At 62.5% G+C, this 16,292-nt stretch carries 17 protein-coding genes and 1 riboswitch; of the genes, 1 reads left to right on the plus strand and 16 read right to left on the minus strand.

Annotated features, from left to right (window positions below):
* Positions 1–6: 6 nt before the first annotated feature.
* The 11 genes from E1K68_RS19700 to cobO all read right to left on the minus strand — a co-directional run bounded on the left by E1K68_RS19700 (position 7) and on the right by cobO (position 9,505).
* Complete coding sequence (locus E1K68_RS19700; RefSeq protein WP_003193031.1) at positions 7–411, minus strand: MarR family winged helix-turn-helix transcriptional regulator; 405 nt, start codon at positions 409–411, stop codon at positions 7–9.
* 42 nt (positions 412–453) lie between these two features.
* Entirely contained in the window at positions 454–1,182 is a 729-nt protein-coding gene (locus tag E1K68_RS19705) for an adenosylcobinamide-GDP ribazoletransferase (protein ID WP_212614914.1), read from the minus strand.
* Between the two features lie 2 nt (positions 1,183–1,184).
* Positions 1,185–1,760 carry an alpha-ribazole phosphatase family protein gene (gene cobC / locus E1K68_RS19710; RefSeq protein WP_003193034.1) on the minus strand — a complete coding sequence of 192 codons (576 nt, stop codon included), beginning with the start codon at positions 1,758–1,760 and terminating at the stop codon, positions 1,185–1,187.
* A complete protein-coding gene (gene cobT / locus E1K68_RS19715) occupies positions 1,757–2,812 on the minus strand; it encodes a nicotinate-nucleotide--dimethylbenzimidazole phosphoribosyltransferase (protein ID WP_034136129.1) in 1,056 nt (351 codons plus the stop codon). Before cobT ends, cobC begins: the two co-directional genes overlap by 4 nt.
* Complete coding sequence (cobU, locus tag E1K68_RS19720; RefSeq protein ID WP_003193037.1) at positions 2,809–3,330, minus strand: bifunctional adenosylcobinamide kinase/adenosylcobinamide-phosphate guanylyltransferase; 522 nt, start codon at positions 3,328–3,330, stop codon at positions 2,809–2,811. The genes cobT and cobU overlap by 4 nt, the downstream gene beginning before the upstream one ends.
* A gap of 202 nt (positions 3,331–3,532) precedes the next feature.
* The gene (locus E1K68_RS19725) at positions 3,533–4,984 is read right to left on the minus strand and encodes a cobyric acid synthase (RefSeq protein WP_034136130.1); all 1,452 of its coding nucleotides are present in this window, start codon (positions 4,982–4,984) and stop codon (positions 3,533–3,535) included.
* Positions 4,981–5,970, minus strand: a complete 990-nt coding sequence (gene cobD, locus E1K68_RS19730; RefSeq protein WP_094774031.1) for a threonine-phosphate decarboxylase CobD — start codon at positions 5,968–5,970, stop codon at positions 4,981–4,983. The genes E1K68_RS19725 and cobD overlap by 4 nt, the downstream gene beginning before the upstream one ends.
* The gene (cbiB, locus tag E1K68_RS19735) at positions 5,963–6,871 is read right to left on the minus strand and encodes an adenosylcobinamide-phosphate synthase CbiB (RefSeq protein WP_137205165.1); all 909 of its coding nucleotides are present in this window, start codon (positions 6,869–6,871) and stop codon (positions 5,963–5,965) included. Before cbiB ends, cobD begins: the two co-directional genes overlap by 8 nt.
* Complete coding sequence (gene bluB / locus E1K68_RS19740) at positions 6,868–7,518, minus strand: 5,6-dimethylbenzimidazole synthase (RefSeq protein WP_034136132.1); 651 nt, start codon at positions 7,516–7,518, stop codon at positions 6,868–6,870. Before bluB ends, cbiB begins: the two co-directional genes overlap by 4 nt.
* Complete coding sequence (locus tag E1K68_RS19745; protein ID WP_212614569.1) at positions 7,515–8,897, minus strand: cobyrinate a,c-diamide synthase; 1,383 nt, start codon at positions 8,895–8,897, stop codon at positions 7,515–7,517. The genes bluB and E1K68_RS19745 overlap by 4 nt, the downstream gene beginning before the upstream one ends.
* The gene (gene cobO, locus E1K68_RS19750; protein WP_137205163.1) at positions 8,894–9,505 is read right to left on the minus strand and encodes a cob(I)yrinic acid a,c-diamide adenosyltransferase; all 612 of its coding nucleotides are present in this window, start codon (positions 9,503–9,505) and stop codon (positions 8,894–8,896) included. The genes E1K68_RS19745 and cobO overlap by 4 nt, the downstream gene beginning before the upstream one ends.
* Before the next feature lie 75 nt (positions 9,506–9,580).
* Positions 9,581–9,828, minus strand: a riboswitch (cobalamin riboswitch).
* Between the two features lie 99 nt (positions 9,829–9,927).
* On the opposite strand from cobO, the gene E1K68_RS19755 reads away from it, so the two are divergent.
* Positions 9,928–11,241 (plus strand): sorbosone dehydrogenase family protein, encoded by a 1,314-nt coding sequence (locus E1K68_RS19755; protein ID WP_003193047.1) that lies wholly within the window; start codon positions 9,928–9,930, stop codon positions 11,239–11,241.
* Positions 11,242–11,364: 123 nt separating this feature from the next.
* On the opposite strand, the gene E1K68_RS19760 is transcribed toward E1K68_RS19755, so the two are convergent.
* From E1K68_RS19760 to E1K68_RS19780, 5 genes are all read right to left on the minus strand, one after another.
* Entirely contained in the window at positions 11,365–11,904 is a 540-nt protein-coding gene (locus tag E1K68_RS19760) for a C40 family peptidase (protein ID WP_212614570.1), read from the minus strand.
* Between the two features lie 144 nt (positions 11,905–12,048).
* Positions 12,049–12,678 carry an NlpC/P60 family protein gene (locus E1K68_RS19765; RefSeq protein ID WP_003193051.1) on the minus strand — a complete coding sequence of 210 codons (630 nt, stop codon included), beginning with the start codon at positions 12,676–12,678 and terminating at the stop codon, positions 12,049–12,051.
* A gap of 209 nt (positions 12,679–12,887) precedes the next feature.
* The gene (gene hda / locus E1K68_RS19770; protein ID WP_003193052.1) at positions 12,888–13,592 is read right to left on the minus strand and encodes a DnaA regulatory inactivator Hda; all 705 of its coding nucleotides are present in this window, start codon (positions 13,590–13,592) and stop codon (positions 12,888–12,890) included.
* Between the two features lie 203 nt (positions 13,593–13,795).
* Positions 13,796–14,869, minus strand: a complete 1,074-nt coding sequence (locus E1K68_RS19775; RefSeq protein WP_003193054.1) for an AI-2E family transporter — start codon at positions 14,867–14,869, stop codon at positions 13,796–13,798.
* A gap of 55 nt (positions 14,870–14,924) precedes the next feature.
* Positions 14,925–15,965, minus strand: coding sequence for a DUF2066 domain-containing protein (locus E1K68_RS19780; RefSeq protein WP_014719397.1), 1,041 nt, complete (start codon positions 15,963–15,965; stop codon positions 14,925–14,927).
* Positions 15,966–16,292 lie beyond the last annotated feature (327 nt).

A 16,292-nucleotide genomic window follows, 5' to 3' on the forward strand; every position in this document is an offset into this window, starting at 1 on the left:
CGCCGTTCAGGCGAGTTCATCCAGCAAGGCCAACAACATTTCGCGCTTTTCGGCGCCAAGCTTATCAATCAGTTTCTGTTGCGCTGCTTCCCACGCCGGCAACGCAGCGGCCAGCCTTTCATGACCGGCGTCAGTCAACACCACCAGGCGGTTGCGCAAATCGTCGCCCTCCACCAATTGCACTAGCCCCTCACCTTCCAGGACACGCAGGTTGCGCCCCAGGGTGCTGCGATCCAGGCCCATGGCGTCCGCCAGGCTGGAAATGCTCGGCTGGTCGAGACGCTGCAGGTTGCACAACAGAGAATACTGGGCAACGTTGATCCCGAAGCCGTCGAGAGCGCCGTCGTAGTGCCTGCTGACGCCACGGGCGGCGCGTCGCAGGTTGGTGCATAAACATTGGGAGGCAAGCATAGAGCGTGTATATACCCGGAGTTAACCAATTGCAAGAAAGCGTTACAACGCCAGCCCGACCAGCACCGCGACTTCAAGCAGCTCCAGCAGTGCGCCAGCGGTGTCGCCCGTGGTGCCGCCCAGACGCTTGACCATCAACTGGCGCAGCCACACGAAACACAATGCCGCCAGCAACACCGCGATGCCGCCGTTGAAACCGCCGATCAGGATACAGGCCAAGCCGCTGAGGATCAGCATCTGTTGGCCGACAATTCGCGGCAGATGGTCTGACAGTGCCTGGCCCAATCCGCCCGCCCGCACATAGCGCGTGGTGAGAAACAGCGCCAGCATCGAAGCGCGTCCGATCAGGGGCGCCAGGATCAAGGCGGTGCCATTGTGTTGTTCGATCAACGCCACCAAGGCGCTGAACTTGAGCAGCAGCACCAAGCCCAGGGTGACCACCGCAATCGGGCCACTGCGCGGGTCTTTCATGATGCTGAGGGTGCGTTCGCGGTCGCCAAAGCCACCCAGCCAGGCATCGGCGCTGTCGGCGAGGCCGTCCAGGTGCAAGCCACCGCTGAGCAACACCCAGGCCGTGAGCAGCAACGCGGCGTGCAACAGCAATGGGGCGCCCAGCAACACCTGGTTGAGGCCCCATAACAACACACCGAACAGCAGCCCAACCAGCGGATAAAACAGCAACGAACGACCGAGCTCTTGAGGCTGCGGCATGCCCGGCAAGCGAATGGGCAGACTGCTGAGAAATTGCAGGGCGATCCAGAACGGCAGCATCATCAGCGTCCTTCCTTCAACACGCCATCGGCTTCAACCAGCAGGCCGAACAAGGCGCCGTGACCCACTTCGACGTTCAGCAGTTGCTCACGGGGCAACCCTCGCGCCTGGGCCAGCAGCAGGCGCATTACACCACCATGACTGATCAACAGCACGCGCTGGCCAGCATAGGCCTGACGCAGCCGGGCGACAGCGCCAAGCACGCGCTCGGAAAACCGGATGACCGGCTCGCCTTCCGGCGGAGTGAAGGCATAGGGATTGGCCCAGAACAAGCCCAGCCCTTGGGCATCGGTGTCCATCAACGCGGCCGCGCTCTGCCCTTCCCAGGCGCCGAAGTGCAGCTCCTGCAAGTCAGGCTCCAGGCTCACCGGCACATCGAGCTGTGCCCCCAACTCCTGGGCAAACAGGGCGCAGCGTTGCAGGGGTGAGCTGATCAGCCGATCCCATGGCCCCTGCCCCACCACTGCGTCGCGCATCTGCTGCCAGCCGTTGGCGGTCAGCGCATCGTCCAGGCTGCCACGCAGGCCGCCGCCCAGTTCGGTTTCGCCGTGGCGCAGCAGGTCCAGGCGCAAGGTCATGCGGGGCGATCCGCCACGGCGGCCTCGGCGAACGTCGCCATCTGCCCGTGCAGCGCACACGCCAGGCGCAACAAGGGCACCGCCAACGCGGCGCCGCTGCCTTCGCCCAGGCGCAGGCCCAGTTCCAGCAACGGCTGCGCATCGAGGCTGTGCAGCACATGGCGATGGCCCGGCTCGGCGCCGCGATGGCCGAACACTAGCCATTCGCGGCACGCCGGGTTCAAGCGCACCGCTACCAGCGCGGCCACGCTGCAGATGAACCCATCCACCAGCACCACGATGCCTTCCTGGGCGCAGGCCAGGTAGGCGCCGACCAGCGCGGCTATTTCAAAACCGCCGAGATTGAACAGGGTTTGCAGCGCATCGCTGCGCTGGCCGGCGTGCAACGCCAAGGCCCGTTCAATGACCGCGACCTTGTGGCTGACCCCTGCAGCGTTCAAACCGGTGCCAGGGCCTGTGAGGTCAGTGACCTGGCAATCCAGCAATGCGCAAGCCAAGGCACTGGCCGCGGTGGTGTTGCCGATGCCCATCTCGCCGCCGATAAACAACTGCGCACCGCTTTGCAGGGCGCGGCGTGCGCTGTCTCGCCCGGCGTTCAGGGCCAGTTGCCCTTGGGCCTGGGTCATCGCCGGGCCATGGACGAAATTGGCCGTGCCCGCGCCGATATTCAGGTGACGAACGCCGGGCAAATCCAAGGACGGCGTGACGGTGCCGAGGTCGACCACTTCCAATTGCGCTTGCAGTTGCCGCGCCAGCACGCTGATTGCCGCACCACCGGTGACGAAGTTTTGCAGCATCTGGCCAGTGACCGCCTGGGGAAATGCCGATACACCTTCAGCGACCACACCGTGATCGCCAGCAAAAATCGCGATCCACAGGTGTTCTACCGAGGGCTTGGCCTGGCCTTGCAAACCTGCCAGCTGCACCGCCAGCGCTTCCAACTGGCCGAGGGAGCCGGCGGGTTTGGTCAACTGCTGCTGACGCGCCAGCGCCTGTTCGTGGGCCGTGGCATCAATGGTCTTGCAGGGGTTGAGCCACCAGGAATCGGTCATAACGCAGTACCTTTCAAAGTCAGGGGCAGGCCGGCAACCGTCAGCACAACGCGCTGACATTGCTCGGCCAGGGCTTGATGCAGCCAACCGGCTTCATCCACATAGCGGCGAGTCAATTCGCCCAGCGGCACGACACCCAGACCGGTCTCGTTGCTGACAAAAATGATTTCCCCCGGCAGCGAGGCCAGGGTTTGCAGCAGGTGATCACGCTCGGATGCAAGGCGCGCCGGGTCTTCGAGCATCAGCAGGTTGGTGAGCCATAAGGTCAGGCAATCCACCAGCAGGCAGCGATCAGTGGCGGCGTTTTCACGCAGCACGCGCGCCAGGTCGATGGGTTCTTCAACCAGGCCCCAATGGTCGGGCCGACGCTGGCGGTGCAGCGCGACGCGCTCGTTCATCTCACCGTCGAGAGGTTGGCTGGTGGCGATATAAATGACGGCAAGCCCGCTCTGTGCGGCAAGCTTTTCGGCCAGGCGGCTCTTGCCCGAACGGGCGCCGCCGAGGATCAATTGATGCATGCAAAGACCCCTGGTAAACCATGTGGAAGCGGGCTTGCTCGCGAATAGGGTGTGTCAGTGAATGCAGCCATGGCTGACCCAACGCATTCGCGAGCAAGCCTGCTCCCACAGTTAGATTGTGGTGCGTCAGGTGGACATGAGGCGGCCGCCAGGGCGCTATCGCAGGCAAGCCAGCTCCCACGATGGGGTCGTGTAAACATCTTCAGATCCCACATAGCTTGCGTAATAAATCGGTATCCAGGTGATGCTCCACCAAGTCCGCCAAGCGCTCGATATCGCGCTCGCGCAGGCCGTGATAATTCACCTCTTGTACGTCCTGCAACCCGGCCCAACGCAGCAAGGCGCTGCACGCTGCCGGGGTCTCGAATAAGCCGTGCAGGTAGGTGCCTAGAATTTGCCCATCGGGGCTCTGCGCGCCATCGCTGCGGCCATCATCCAGCAGCACCGCAGCATTGGATAAGGCAGCACCGGCAGTTACCCCCGCATGGATCTCATAACCGCTGACTTCAGCATCTTCCAACACCAGACGCCCACGCACATTGCGCAGTTGTTTCTCTTGTTCAAGGGTGGTGCTGAATGCCAGCAACCCAAGGCCGGCACTGGAGCCAGCGAGCCCTTCCAGGCCCAACGGGTCATGGACGTGCTCGCCGAGCATCTGCAAACCGCCGCAGATCCCCAGCACCTTGCCGCCATAACGCAGATGCCGCGCCACGGCGGTGTCCCAGCCATTGGCACGCAGATAGGCCAGGTCACTGCGCACGCTTTTCGAGCCCGGCAGGATGATCAGGTCAGCGGCAGGTATCGCCTGGCCCGGCCCGACGAACTGCAAATCCACCTGGGGGTGCAAGCGCAGCGGGTCGAAGTCGGTATGGTTGCTGATGCGCGGGAGCACCGGCACCACTACCTTGAGCACCTGGGCGGCCTTGTCGATCTGGCGCTGGTCGATGCCGTCTTCTGCCTCCAGGTGCAGGTCCATCACGTAGGGCAGCACGCCGACCACCGGCTTGCCGGTGCGCGCTTCGAGCCAATCCAGCCCGGGTTGCAGTAACGCGATATCACCGCGAAAACGGTTGATGATGAAGCCCTTGACCCGCGCCTGCTCACTGGGCGACAGCAGTTCCAGGGTGCCGACCAGATGGGCGAACACGCCGCCGCGATTGATGTCTGCGATCAACAGCACCGGGCAGTCCACCGCCTCGGCGAAGCCCATGTTGGCGATGTCATTGGCGCGCAGGTTGATCTCGGCCGGGGAGCCCGCGCCTTCCACCATCACCACCGGGTAGGCCTCACTCAAGCGCGCGTGGGAGGCCAACACCGCTTGCATCGCAATGGCTTTGTAGTCGTGGTAGGCCACGGCATTCATGCTGGTAACGGCACGGCCATGGATGATCACTTGGGCGCCGGTGTCGCTGTTGGGCTTGAGCAACACAGGGTTCATGTCGGTGTGGGGCGCCAGGTTGGCGGCCTGGGCCTGCACCGCCTGGGCGCGGCCGATCTCGCCGCCTTCGGCGGTCACCGCGCTGTTGAGCGCCATGTTCTGCGGTTTGAACGGTGCCACCGCGACGCCCTGGCGTACCAGCCAGCGACACAGCGCGGTCACCAGGGTGCTTTTGCCGGCGTCAGAGGTGGTGCCCTGCACCATCAACGTGGTCATGTGGCGTCCTTGTAGGCGGCCAGGGCTTCGTCAAGGCGCAGCCAGTCGGCGTCGGTGTCGGGCAGGCCCAAGCGCACGCTGCTGTTGTGCACAAACAGGCGCAGCAGGATGCCGCGCTGGGCCATGAATTCGTACAGCCGTTCAGCGTGGGGGGTAATCAACCACTGGAACAAGGCGCAGCCGCCGTGAGGTTGAAGGCCGCGGCGCTCAAGCAACTCGAACAGACGCTGGCCGGCTGCGATGCAACGACTGCGCTGGCGCGCATGCCCGGCGGTATCGCGCAGGCACACTTGGCCCAGCACCCGCGTCGGCCCACTGACGGCCCAGGGCCCGACCTGTTCGGCCAACAGCTTGAGCAACTTGCGCTCGGCCAGCACAAAGCCCAGGCGCACGCCGGCCAGGCCGAAGAACTTGCCGAATGAGCGCAGCACGATCAAGCCGACCTGATCGGCATGGCTGGCCAGGCTCAAGTCCGGGGTCACGTCAATGAACGCCTCGTCCACCACCAGCCAGCCACCGCGCTGGGCCAACCGCGCATGCCAGTCCAGCAGGCGTTGCGGGCTCAGGCTCAAGCCCGTGGGGTTGTTGGGGTTGACCACAACCAGCACGTCGAGGCTGTCGAGAAAGAAGTCGACTTCCTGCTCCTGCACTTCGCGCACCACATAACCGGCGCGGCGCCAGGCTTCGGCGTGCTCGGCGTAACAGGGCGAAAGCACGCCGACCTTGCCGGAACGACGCAGGCGCGGCAGCAGTTGGATCGCCGCCTGGGAGCCCGGCACCGGCAGCAACGGGCCGGCGCCGTAGTACTCGCTGGCAGCCTTCTCCAAACCGTCATCGGTTTCCGGCAAGCGCGCCCAGGCACGCAAGGGAATCTCGGGAATCGGCCACGGCCAGGGCGCCAGGCCGCTGGACAGGTCGAGCCAATCCGCTTCGGCAATGCCGTACTCAATCGCGGCCTTACGCAGCCGACCACCATGTTCAAGCATAGATTTGCGCCCCCACGCACAGGACCAGCAGCCACAACCATACGCCGCGCTGCACCAGTTGCCAGCCGCGATCAATGGAATCGGCGTCGGCCGGCGGGCCTTCGCCCAATGGCGGGCGCTGGTGCACCTCGCCGTGATAAATCGCCGCGCCGCCGAGCTCCACACCCAAGGCGCCGGCCCCTGCCGCCATCACCGGGCCGGCGTTGGGGCTGTCCCAAGTCGGGCCCTGGGTGCGCCAGCATTTGAGCGCCAGGCGGGTTTTACCCAATAACGCGTAGGTTAAGGCCACCAAACGCGCAGGAATATAGTTGAGCACATCGTCGATCCTGGCGGCTGCCCAGCCGAAGCGCTCAAAGCGCTCATTGCGATAGCCCCACATGGCGTCCAGGGTGTTGCTCAAGCGATAGAGCACCACGCCCGGCACACCGGCTACCACAAACCAGAACAACGCGGCGAATACCGCATCGCTGCCGTTCTCCAGCACCGATTCGGTGGCAGCTCGGGCGACTTCAGTGCGGTCCAGTTCGCTGGTCTGGCGGCTGACCAGGTAACTCACACGGGTGCGCGCTTCGTCCAGATCATCACGGCGCAGGGCCTGGGTCACTGGGGTTACGTGCTCACCCAGGCTGCGCATGCCCAGGGCGCAGTACAACGCCATAATCTCCAGCAGCCAGCCGATATAGGGCGCCCACGACAACGCCGTGGCCAGCAGGGTCAGCGGCACCACGGCGATAAACCACGCGGTCACGCCATGGCTGCGCCAGCCACGCCCACCGCTATTGAAGCGTTGCTCGATGCGCCCGGCGAAATTGCCGAACGCCACCAGCGGATGCCAGCGCCTGGGCTCACCCAGCAGCGCATCCAGCGCCACCGCAGCCACACACAGCAAGGCCACACTCATTGACTCACTCCCCACGTGTTTTCATACAGCATGTCACTTAGCGGTCGCGGCTCGGCCCAGCCTTCCAGCTGCAACATCGGTGCCGGGTAAAACTCGGCCACCGGCCCCAGGCACAACACAGCCAGGGGTTTTGCGCCGGGCGGCAAGCCCAGCAGCTCGGCCAGGGCCTGGGGATCGAACAGCGAAACCCAGCCCATGCCCAATCCTTCCACGCGCGCCGCCAACCACAGGTTCTGGATCGCGCAGGAGAGCGAGGCCATGTCCATTTCCGGCAAGGTGCGGCGCCCGAAGATATGGCGCTCGCGGTCGTCCATCAGCGCTGCGACCAGTACCTCGGCACAGTCGTTGATGCCTTCGACCTTGAGTTTCATGAACGCATCGGAGCGCTCGCCCAATGCTTCGGCTGTGCGTACGCGCTCTTCTTCCACCAACTGTTGAATCTGGCTGCGCAGCGGGCGATCGCTGATGCGGATAAAACGCCACGGCTGCATCAGGCCGACGCTGGGCGCCTGGTGCGCGGCGTGGAGCAGGCGTTGCAGCAGTTCAGGCGCGACATTGCCGCCGCTGAAGTGGCGCATGTCGCGGCGTTCGGCGATGGCGCGGTAGACGGCCTGGCGGTCGGCCTCGGGGAAGGCGTTGTCAGTCATGGCCTCATCGGGGGCAAGCCCCCTCCCACATTTGGAATGCATTCCCCTGTGGGAGCTGGCTTGCCTGCGATAGCGGTCTCAAGGTCTGGGGCGAACAACGCGGCCACCGCGCCAGGATTCGACGGAAAATAAAAGTGCACATAGGAGGCGGTCAAACGCCCCTGTCGGTAAACCGCTTCAGCCCCGCGCCCGCCGTTAGGGCTCAGACCACGGGCAATCGGCGCCCATTCGGTACTGGTCAGGGAATGGTGATAGGTATGCCCACGCAACGTGCCCTCCGGCATCTCAACGCTTTGCAGCGCCAGGGCCGCGAGTTTCTTCTGCATCACCGCATCGCCTTGTAACAAGCCAACCAGTTCGGCGCGTGTACCCTCCACATCGGTCAACGAGTCGAGCAGATAGAGCATGCCACCGCATTCGGCGAGCAGCGGTTTGCCAGCGGCGTGATGAGCACGAATGGCGTCCAGCATCGCGGTATTGGCCGACAATGCCTGGTGGTGCAGTTCTGGATACCCGCCGGGCAGATAGAGGCTGTCAGCTTCGGGCAGTTGCCGATCATGGATCGGTGAGAAGAACTTCAGCTCGGCGCCCATCGCCCGCAGCAAATCCAAACTGGCGCCGTAAGTAAAGGCAAAGGCTTCGTCACGGGCCACGGCAATACGCACACCGGCCAGCAAGGGTTCGGCTTCGATCACCTCGGGCGCGGCAAAGGTCACCGGCGGCGGCAGGGCCACTTCGCAGCTGCTGCCCAACGCCTGGGCGGCAGCGTCCAGGCGCACGTCAAGATCATTCAGTTCGCTGGCTTGCACCAGGCCCAGATGACGGCTGGGCAGTTCGATGCCGGTCTCGCGGGACAATGCACCGTACCAACGCAAGCCCTCGGTAAGGCTGCCTTCGAGCAATTGCGCATGGCGCAGGGTGCCGACGCGATTGGCCAGCACGCCGGCGAACGGCAGGTCGGGTTGATAGCGCGCCAACCCCAAAGCCAGGGCGCCGAACGTCTGGGCCATAGCGGTGCCATCGATTACGCCCAGCACCGGTACACCGAAGTGCCGCGCCAGGTCAGCGCTGGAAGGCGTGCCGTCGAACAGGCCCATCACGCCTTCGATGAGAATCAGGTCGGCCTCCCCCGCCGCCTCCCAGAGCAGGCGGCGGCTTTCTTGCTCGCCCACCATCCACATGTCCAACTGGTACACCGGCGCGCCACTGGCACGCTCGTGGATCATCGGGTCGAGAAAGTCCGGCCCGCATTTGAACACGCGCACCTTGCGTCCCAGGTTGCGGTGCAAGCGGGCGAGCGCGGCGGTGACCGTGGTTTTGCCCTGGCCGGACGCCGGAGCGGCGATCAATACGGCCGGGCAATGACGGGGCTGATTCAAAGTTCGACGCCTTTCTGTGCCTTGATACCGGCCTGGAACGCGTGCTTGAGCATGCCCATTTCGGTGACGGTGTCGCCCATTTCGATCAGTTCAGGCTTGGCGCCACGGCCGGTAACCACTACATGCTGCATGGGCGGGCGCGCTTGCAGGTCGCTGAGTACCTGGTCCAGGTCAAGGTAGCCGTGCTTGAGGGCGATGTTCAGTTCGTCCAGCACCACCAAGCCGATGGAGGGGTCATTCAACATGGCCCGGGACACCGCCCAAGCCGCTTCGGCAGCGGCGATATCGCGCTGGCGGTCCTGGGTTTCCCAGGTGAAGCCTTCGCCCATCACATGAAACCGTACCTGCTCGGGGAAGCGGCGGAAGAACAATTCTTCGCCAGTGCTGTTACGCCCCTTGATGAACTGCACCACACCGCATTGCATGCCATGGCCCATGGCCCGGGCCAACATGCCGAACGCCGAACTGCTCTTGCCTTTGCCATTGCCGGTCAGCACCAGCAGCAGGCCGCACTCGTTGGGGGAATTGGCGATGCGCTCGTCAATCACGGCTTTTTTGCGCAGCATGCGCGCCAGGTGGCGTTCGTCGCGTTCGGGGGAATCAGTCATGGCAGCTCTCCGTTGGGGCTGGACAAAAACGGCGGGCAGGAAAAAAAAACAGACAGCCAAGCATCGCCCACCGTGATGCTGTTGGATGATCCAGGCCGGTCTCCGGGCTCATGAGTGGCGCTTTTGATAGCAAGCAGCCGAGGGTGCGCCTTCCCATATCGCACGCGATACAGTGGCAAACAGCACCGTCTTGACTCATTTACCGTTGCGGGGGCAGCGCCGGAATCGCGGCAGCACTGTGTACAAGTGCGCTCACTCACCGGCTTCCCTGTTTCACTCCGTCGACGCGTACGCCACAGAGCACCTGGAACAAGCCGCGAAGGTTAGTGGGTTGGGGGTGGAGCGTCAATTAAAGCTGGCCTTGGACTTGAACCATCCGCCGTTCGTGCTTCTCTACCCCTACAGGTATCAAGGAGAAAACCATGCCTAAAACCCGACTCGCCCTACTGATCATGTTCGCCGGTAGCCTCGCTGCGTGCGGCGAAAGCTCGACCCTGCAGGTCGCCGACGGCACCGGGCCCTCGCCCCGGCTGCCGGAGCCGAACAAGACGCTGATCCCCACCGTCAATATCGCCCCGGCCATCGGCTGGCCCGAAGGCGCCAAGCCCATCGCGGCCGCAGGCACCCAAGTGGCTGCGTTCGCCGAAGGCCTGGATCACCCGCGCTGGCTCTACGTGCTGCCCAACGGCGACGTGCTGGTGGCCGAGACCAATGCACCGCCCAAACCGGACGACGCCAAAGGCGTACGTGGCTGGGTGATGGAAAAAGTCATGGACCGCGCTGGCGCCGGGGTGCCGAGCCCGAACCGTATTACCTTGCTGCGCGATGCCGACCATGACGGTGTTGCAGAAACTCGCACGGTGTTCCTGGAGAACCTCAATTCGCCGTTTGGCATGACCTTGGTGGGCAATGACCTGTATGTGGCCGATTCGGATAAGTTGCTGCGCTTCCCCTATCAGCCGGGTGAAACCGCAATCACCTCCCCAGGCACCAAGGTGGTGGATTTACCCGGTGGCCCCTTGAACCACCACTGGACCAAAAATGTGGTGGCCAGCCAGGACGGCAGCAAGCTGTACGTGAGCGTCGGCTCCAACAGCAACGTCGGCGAAAACGGCCTGGAAGCCGAACAGGGCCGCGCCGCCATTTGGGAAGTCGACCGCGCCAGCGGCCAGCACCGCATTTTTGCCTCCGGCCTGCGCAACCCCAACGGCATGGCGTGGGAACCACAGAGCGGCAAGCTGTGGACGGCGGTCAACGAGCGCGATGAGATCGGCAGTGATCTGGTGCCGGACTACATCACCTCGGTCAAGGATGGTGGCTTCTACGGCTGGCCTTTCAGTTATTACGGCCAGCATGTGGATGTGCGTGTGACCCCGCAGAACCTGGACATGGTCGCCAAGGCCATCGCTCCGGACTATGCGGTAGGCCCTCATACCGCGTCGCTTGGGCTGACTTTCGCCGAGGGCAGCAAACTGCCCGCCCCCTTCAGTAATGGCGCATTTATCGGCCAGCATGGTTCCTGGAACCGCAAGCCGCACAGTGGCTACAAGGTGATTTTCGTTCCCTTCGAAGGGGGCCAGCCGAAAGGGCAACCGGTGGATGTGCTGACGGGGTTTCTTGATAGCGATGAGAAAGCCATGGGCCGGCCGGTCGGCGTGGTGATAGATCAACAGGGGGATTTGCTGGTGGCCGATGATGTGGGCAATAAGGTTTGGCGGGTGTCGGCTGTTAAGTAAATAACCACATACCAATGTGGGAGCGGGGTTGCCCGCGATTACGGTGGCCCAGCCAACTAAGCCGTTGACTGACACACTGCATTCGCGGGCAAGCCCGCTCCCACATTTTGGAGTTTTATTGATTCAGGGGTTACGCGCCAGATTCCCTGGCAACACGCGTTTAGCACTCAGGTAGGCATTCTGCCAATACGCTTTGGATAGCGTATCCAGCTTCACCGTACCGCCGGTTTGCGGCGCGTGTACGAAGCGCCCCTCCCCCACATAAATGCCCGCATGGCTGACCCGCGAACCACCACCGGTGGCGAAGAACAGCAGGTCGCCGGTCTGCAGGTTTTGTTCGCTGACGTCCTGGGCACGCATCACGATCAGTTCACGGGTGGTGCGCGGCAATGAGATGCCAGCAGCGTCGCGAAATACAAAGCCGATCAGGCCGCTGCAATCAAAACCCGAGTCCGGTGTGTTGCCGCCCCAGCGATAAGGCGTGCCGACCAGGCCCAGCGCACGAAAGAGCACGTCTTCGGCAGCTGGCGAGAAATTCTGGGTGGCATAGTTGAACACCGGCTTAGGCTTGACCGCGACGGGCGCGGACGGCGGTGTGCGACTGGCGCAGGCGCTGAGCAGCGCGGCGCAAACAATAAGCATCAGGCGGGCCGAGGTCGACATGTGCAGAACAATCCTGGTCTGGATGCGGCTTTCGCTGCCGAACGTTGAAAACCAGAACGCGCAAGCAAAGCTCGCGCGAACGGATAACAACAATGTCCAGGGATTCTAGCGCTTACATGTCAAACTTCAAGTATCACTTTAACTTTACTTACTAGCGGTAACCGTCGTCGGGGCCATGGCGAGTGCGCGCTTGGCTTCGATGAAGGTTTTGCTCCAGTAGCTGTCACCGAGGTTATCGACCCGAACACCACCACTGCGGCGGCTGCTGGAATGAATAAACTGGTTATCGCCCAGGTAGATACCGGCGTGGCTGACACGACCGCGGCCACTGGTACTAAAGAAAAGCAGATCACCGGGCTTGAGGTTGTTTCGTGCGACCAACGGTGCATTCACGTTGATCATCTCGCGCGTGGAGCGCGGCAGGTTCATACCGGCTTCTTCACGAAACAGGTAGCCAATGAAACCGCTGCAATCAAAACCGGCTTCCGAGGTGCCGCCGAAACGGTAACGGGTACCGATCAAGGACATGCCGCGCTCAAGGATGCTGTCGGCCAGAAGTGGCAGCTGGTAAGGCTTGCTGTCGGAGAACTCGGCGAGTTCTTTTTCGGTTGCCACCTCTTCTTCATAAACAGAAGCAGACTGTGCAGCAACGAACTTTGCCTGATTTTGAACCTGTGGTTTTTGCTGTTCTGCCACCTGCTGAGGGTGGGAGGCGCAACCAAACAACAGGGTAACGAGTGCGAGAGGCACGAGGGGTGCGAAGCGATTTAGCATGGGCACGACCGTGGCTGATGTGTAAAGAAGCCGAGACTATGCCCTCTATCACATCGATTTGCAAATTCAATCGTGATCTATGTGACTTCCCGTTTCGACCGTGACATCTAAGCCGTGATTCCATTTATTGCTTCAGCTGCGTAGCCCTTAAGGCTCAAACGCAGGGTTTCTGACGCCTTGAAAATGCCGACATATGGAAAATCAAGACCTTACCAACCCAAGGTTTCTTTGAGGAAAGGGATCGTCAATTTTCTTTGCGCCTGTAAAGAAGCCTGGTCGAGCTGTTCAAGCAAATCAAACAGCGCACTCATGCTTCGGGTACCACGGGTGAGAATAAAGTGCCCGACTTCGTCGGTCAGGTGCAGGCCACGACGGGATGCACGCAGTTGCAGCGCACGCAGCTTGTCCTCGTCGGACAACGGGCGCATCTGGAAGATCAGCGCCAGGGTCAGCCGCGACTTGAGGTCGGCCAGCTTCACCGGCAGCTCGCGGGGCGAGGTAGAAGCCGCAATCAGCAGGCGTCGGCCGCTGTCGCGCAGGCGGTTGAACAGATGAAACAGCGCCTCTTCCCACTCTGCTTTGCCGGCCACTGCCTGCAAGTCGTCGAGACACACCAGTTCGTATTGCTCAAGGTTATCGAAGATGCCGATGCCGCGGTCCATCAACTCTGCCAGGGGCAGGTACACCGCCGGTTCGCCCATCTGTTCGAAACGCAGGCAAGCGGCCTGCAACAGGTGGGTGCGCCCCACGCCATGCTTGCCCCACAGATAAATCAGGCTTTCAGTCCACCCGGCGTCGGCTTCGCAGAGCCGCTCGACATAGCCGAGTGCAGCGGCATTGGCGCCTGGGTAGTAGTTGATAAAGGTAGCGTCATCACGCAGACGCACACCTAGGGGCAGCTGAATCGGTTTCATGCTGACTGAACGGCTCCCATCGAACCGTTAGTGGCCTCTGTGTAAAGTTTGCAAAGTTTATACCCGTGACGCCGGGCGCACAATGCAGCAGACCACAAGCAAAATCAAAGGTTTGCGTTAACTCGCAGGTTTACGCGAATTGTTTGACGCACCCGGCGCCAATAACAACAAACCCGGCCAGGGCCGGGTTTGTGACATTGCGATTACAACTCGGGCTCATCCACCCCTGTGTAAACGTCCGAATCCTTGTACAGGTCGTGCACATGGCGCACCAGCACCATGATCACCGCCGCCACCGGCAACGCCAGCAGGATGCCGGTAAAGCCGAACAGCTCACCACCCGCCAGGATCGCAAAGATCACCGCCACCGGGTGCAGGCCAATTCGATCGCCCACCAGCAGTGGCGTCAGCACCATACCTTCCAAGGCCTGGCCGACCATGAACACCGCGACAATCCCCAGCATTGGGTACAGGTCGCCGCCAAACTGGAACAGCCCCGCCACCAACGCCGCGCCGATGCCGATCACAAAGCCCATGTAGGGCACGATGGCCGCCAGGCCCGCGATCAAGCCGATCAACAGTCCCAGCTCAAGGCCGATCGCCATCAGGCCCGCAGCGTAAATCACGCCCAGGGCCAGCATCACCAGCAACTGCCCGCGCACGAACGCACCCAGCACCTCATGACACTCCGCCGCCAGGGAAACCACGCGCTCTTCGCGGTCACGGGGCAGCAGGCTGCGGATCTTGGCCATCATGATGTCCCAGTCTCGCAGCAGGTAGAACGCCACCACTGGGATCAGCACCAGGTTGGTCAACCAGCCGATCAGCGCCAGGCTCGACGCGGTTGCCTGGCTGAGCACCACCGTGACGATATCGGTGGTCTTGTCCATATGCTCGCTGATGGCCGCCTTGACCTTGTCGAACTTCCAGAAGCCATCTGCCAGCCCGAACTTGGACTGGGCCCACGGCATTGCCGTGTGCTGCAACCAGTCGAGCATCTGCGGCGCCAGTTCATAAAGGCGGAACAGCTGCTTGGCCAACATCGGCACCAATATCAACACCAGCGCCGTGATGATCAACGTGAACAGCGCAAACACCGTGATCACGCCCCAGGTGCGCGACATGCCGACTTTTTCCAGGCGATCCACCACCGGATCGAACAGATAGGCGAGCAGCAGCGCCACCAGGAACGGCGTCAGGATCGAATGCAGCAAGAACACAAAAACGCACAGCAGGACAATCCCGCCAAGCCACACCCAACGACGCGTATCCGCCATAAACCACTCCATCTGTTTTTTACGCCCTGCTTCTATATAGAAGGAGGAACACTATTTACCAACGAAAACGCAGTTGCGCCTGGGGCTCAGGTGCAACAGCCGGTTGCGTGCCATCGATCACGGCTGGCTGGGCCGGGGCTTCGCCAGCAGGAATTTCCTGCAGCTTGGCCAGGCTCAGTTGGGTGCGCAGTTGTTCGGCGCTGCCATTGACGCGATACACGATCCGGGTGCCATCCACTAACTGCGGCTGGCCGCCAAAGGGCTCCAGCAAACGGCCCAGGGCGGCGTAGCGCTCCAGGTTCATGCCTTGCACTTCAAGCAGTTGCTCACTGCTCACCCCAGGTTTGACCGCAAAGCGCGGCGCCAGCTTTTGGCTGACCGCCAGCAATACCGCGTCGGCAAGCGCGGCAGTGTCAGCGCCTTGAGCGGTACCCTCCTCAGCCTTGTCGCCCAGCCACAGGCGCCATTTGGCCTGCCACTGGCTGCCTTCCTGGCGCGCATGCACCGCCAGCAACGCATCGGCACCGTAGCGCTCGGACGCTGCACGCAACGGCGTGGCGTCCGGACTCTCAAGATTCGGCGCGGTGGCAACTACCTGTTCATCCAGGTCTCCCAGCGGCAAACGCAGCGGCAGACCCCGGTGTTGCGCGGCCCGGCGCAGGGCCTGGGCCACGGCCTGGCCATCGCCGACCAGGCTGCTGCCTTCGGTTGAATCGTTCAGCCACCAACCCAGGATCGACGGCCGGTTGCTGCCCCAGATCGACAGGCCTGCATCACGCAAGGCACGGTCGGTGCTGACCGGGTCGAAGTCCACTTGCAGGCTTTCCGGCGGGCCGGCGTCGTAGCCGTACTGGCTGATGATTTGTTGCGGGTCTTTGCGGATAGCCGCCAGGCCCGGGCCATCGGCGGCCTTGGCGTCGCCGGTCAGGCGGATCACCAGGGTCTGCACGGCGCGCTGGGTGGCTTGGTCGCGCTCTTGGGGCGACTGGCTGCTGACCGGTTCGAGCACTTGATAGAGGCCATTGAGGGTTTCGGCATGACTCGCCAGGCTGACCAACGACAAACAGCCCACAAAGAAGAATTTACACAGACGCATGGAAGATTCCCGAACGACAAATTTAGCGGTTGGAACAGACCGCGTGATCTCGGTTTGGCAAGGCTGTGACACAGCGACCGGTAAAACATTCACAGGGTCCCGGTAAGTTTTCATACTGTCATAACGCTAGCGAGCTCAAGGCTATACCTTAATACGCACGATTACCGGCCCGATTTGCATTTTTTTGAGCTCATATGCCCTGCCCGTCGGCCCGAGGATGGCCGCTGCCCCTCAAGCCTGATAAAATCGCGCGCCTTCGCAGACCGTCAACGGCAGGGCCCTTTCCAAAAGCCCCCGCCCGCCCGGTCGTTACCCAGAAATCCCCCC

The sequence above is a fragment of the Pseudomonas sp. B2021 genome, assembly GCF_018135665.1.
GTDB classification, from domain to species: domain Bacteria; phylum Pseudomonadota; class Gammaproteobacteria; order Pseudomonadales; family Pseudomonadaceae; genus Aquipseudomonas; species Aquipseudomonas lactis.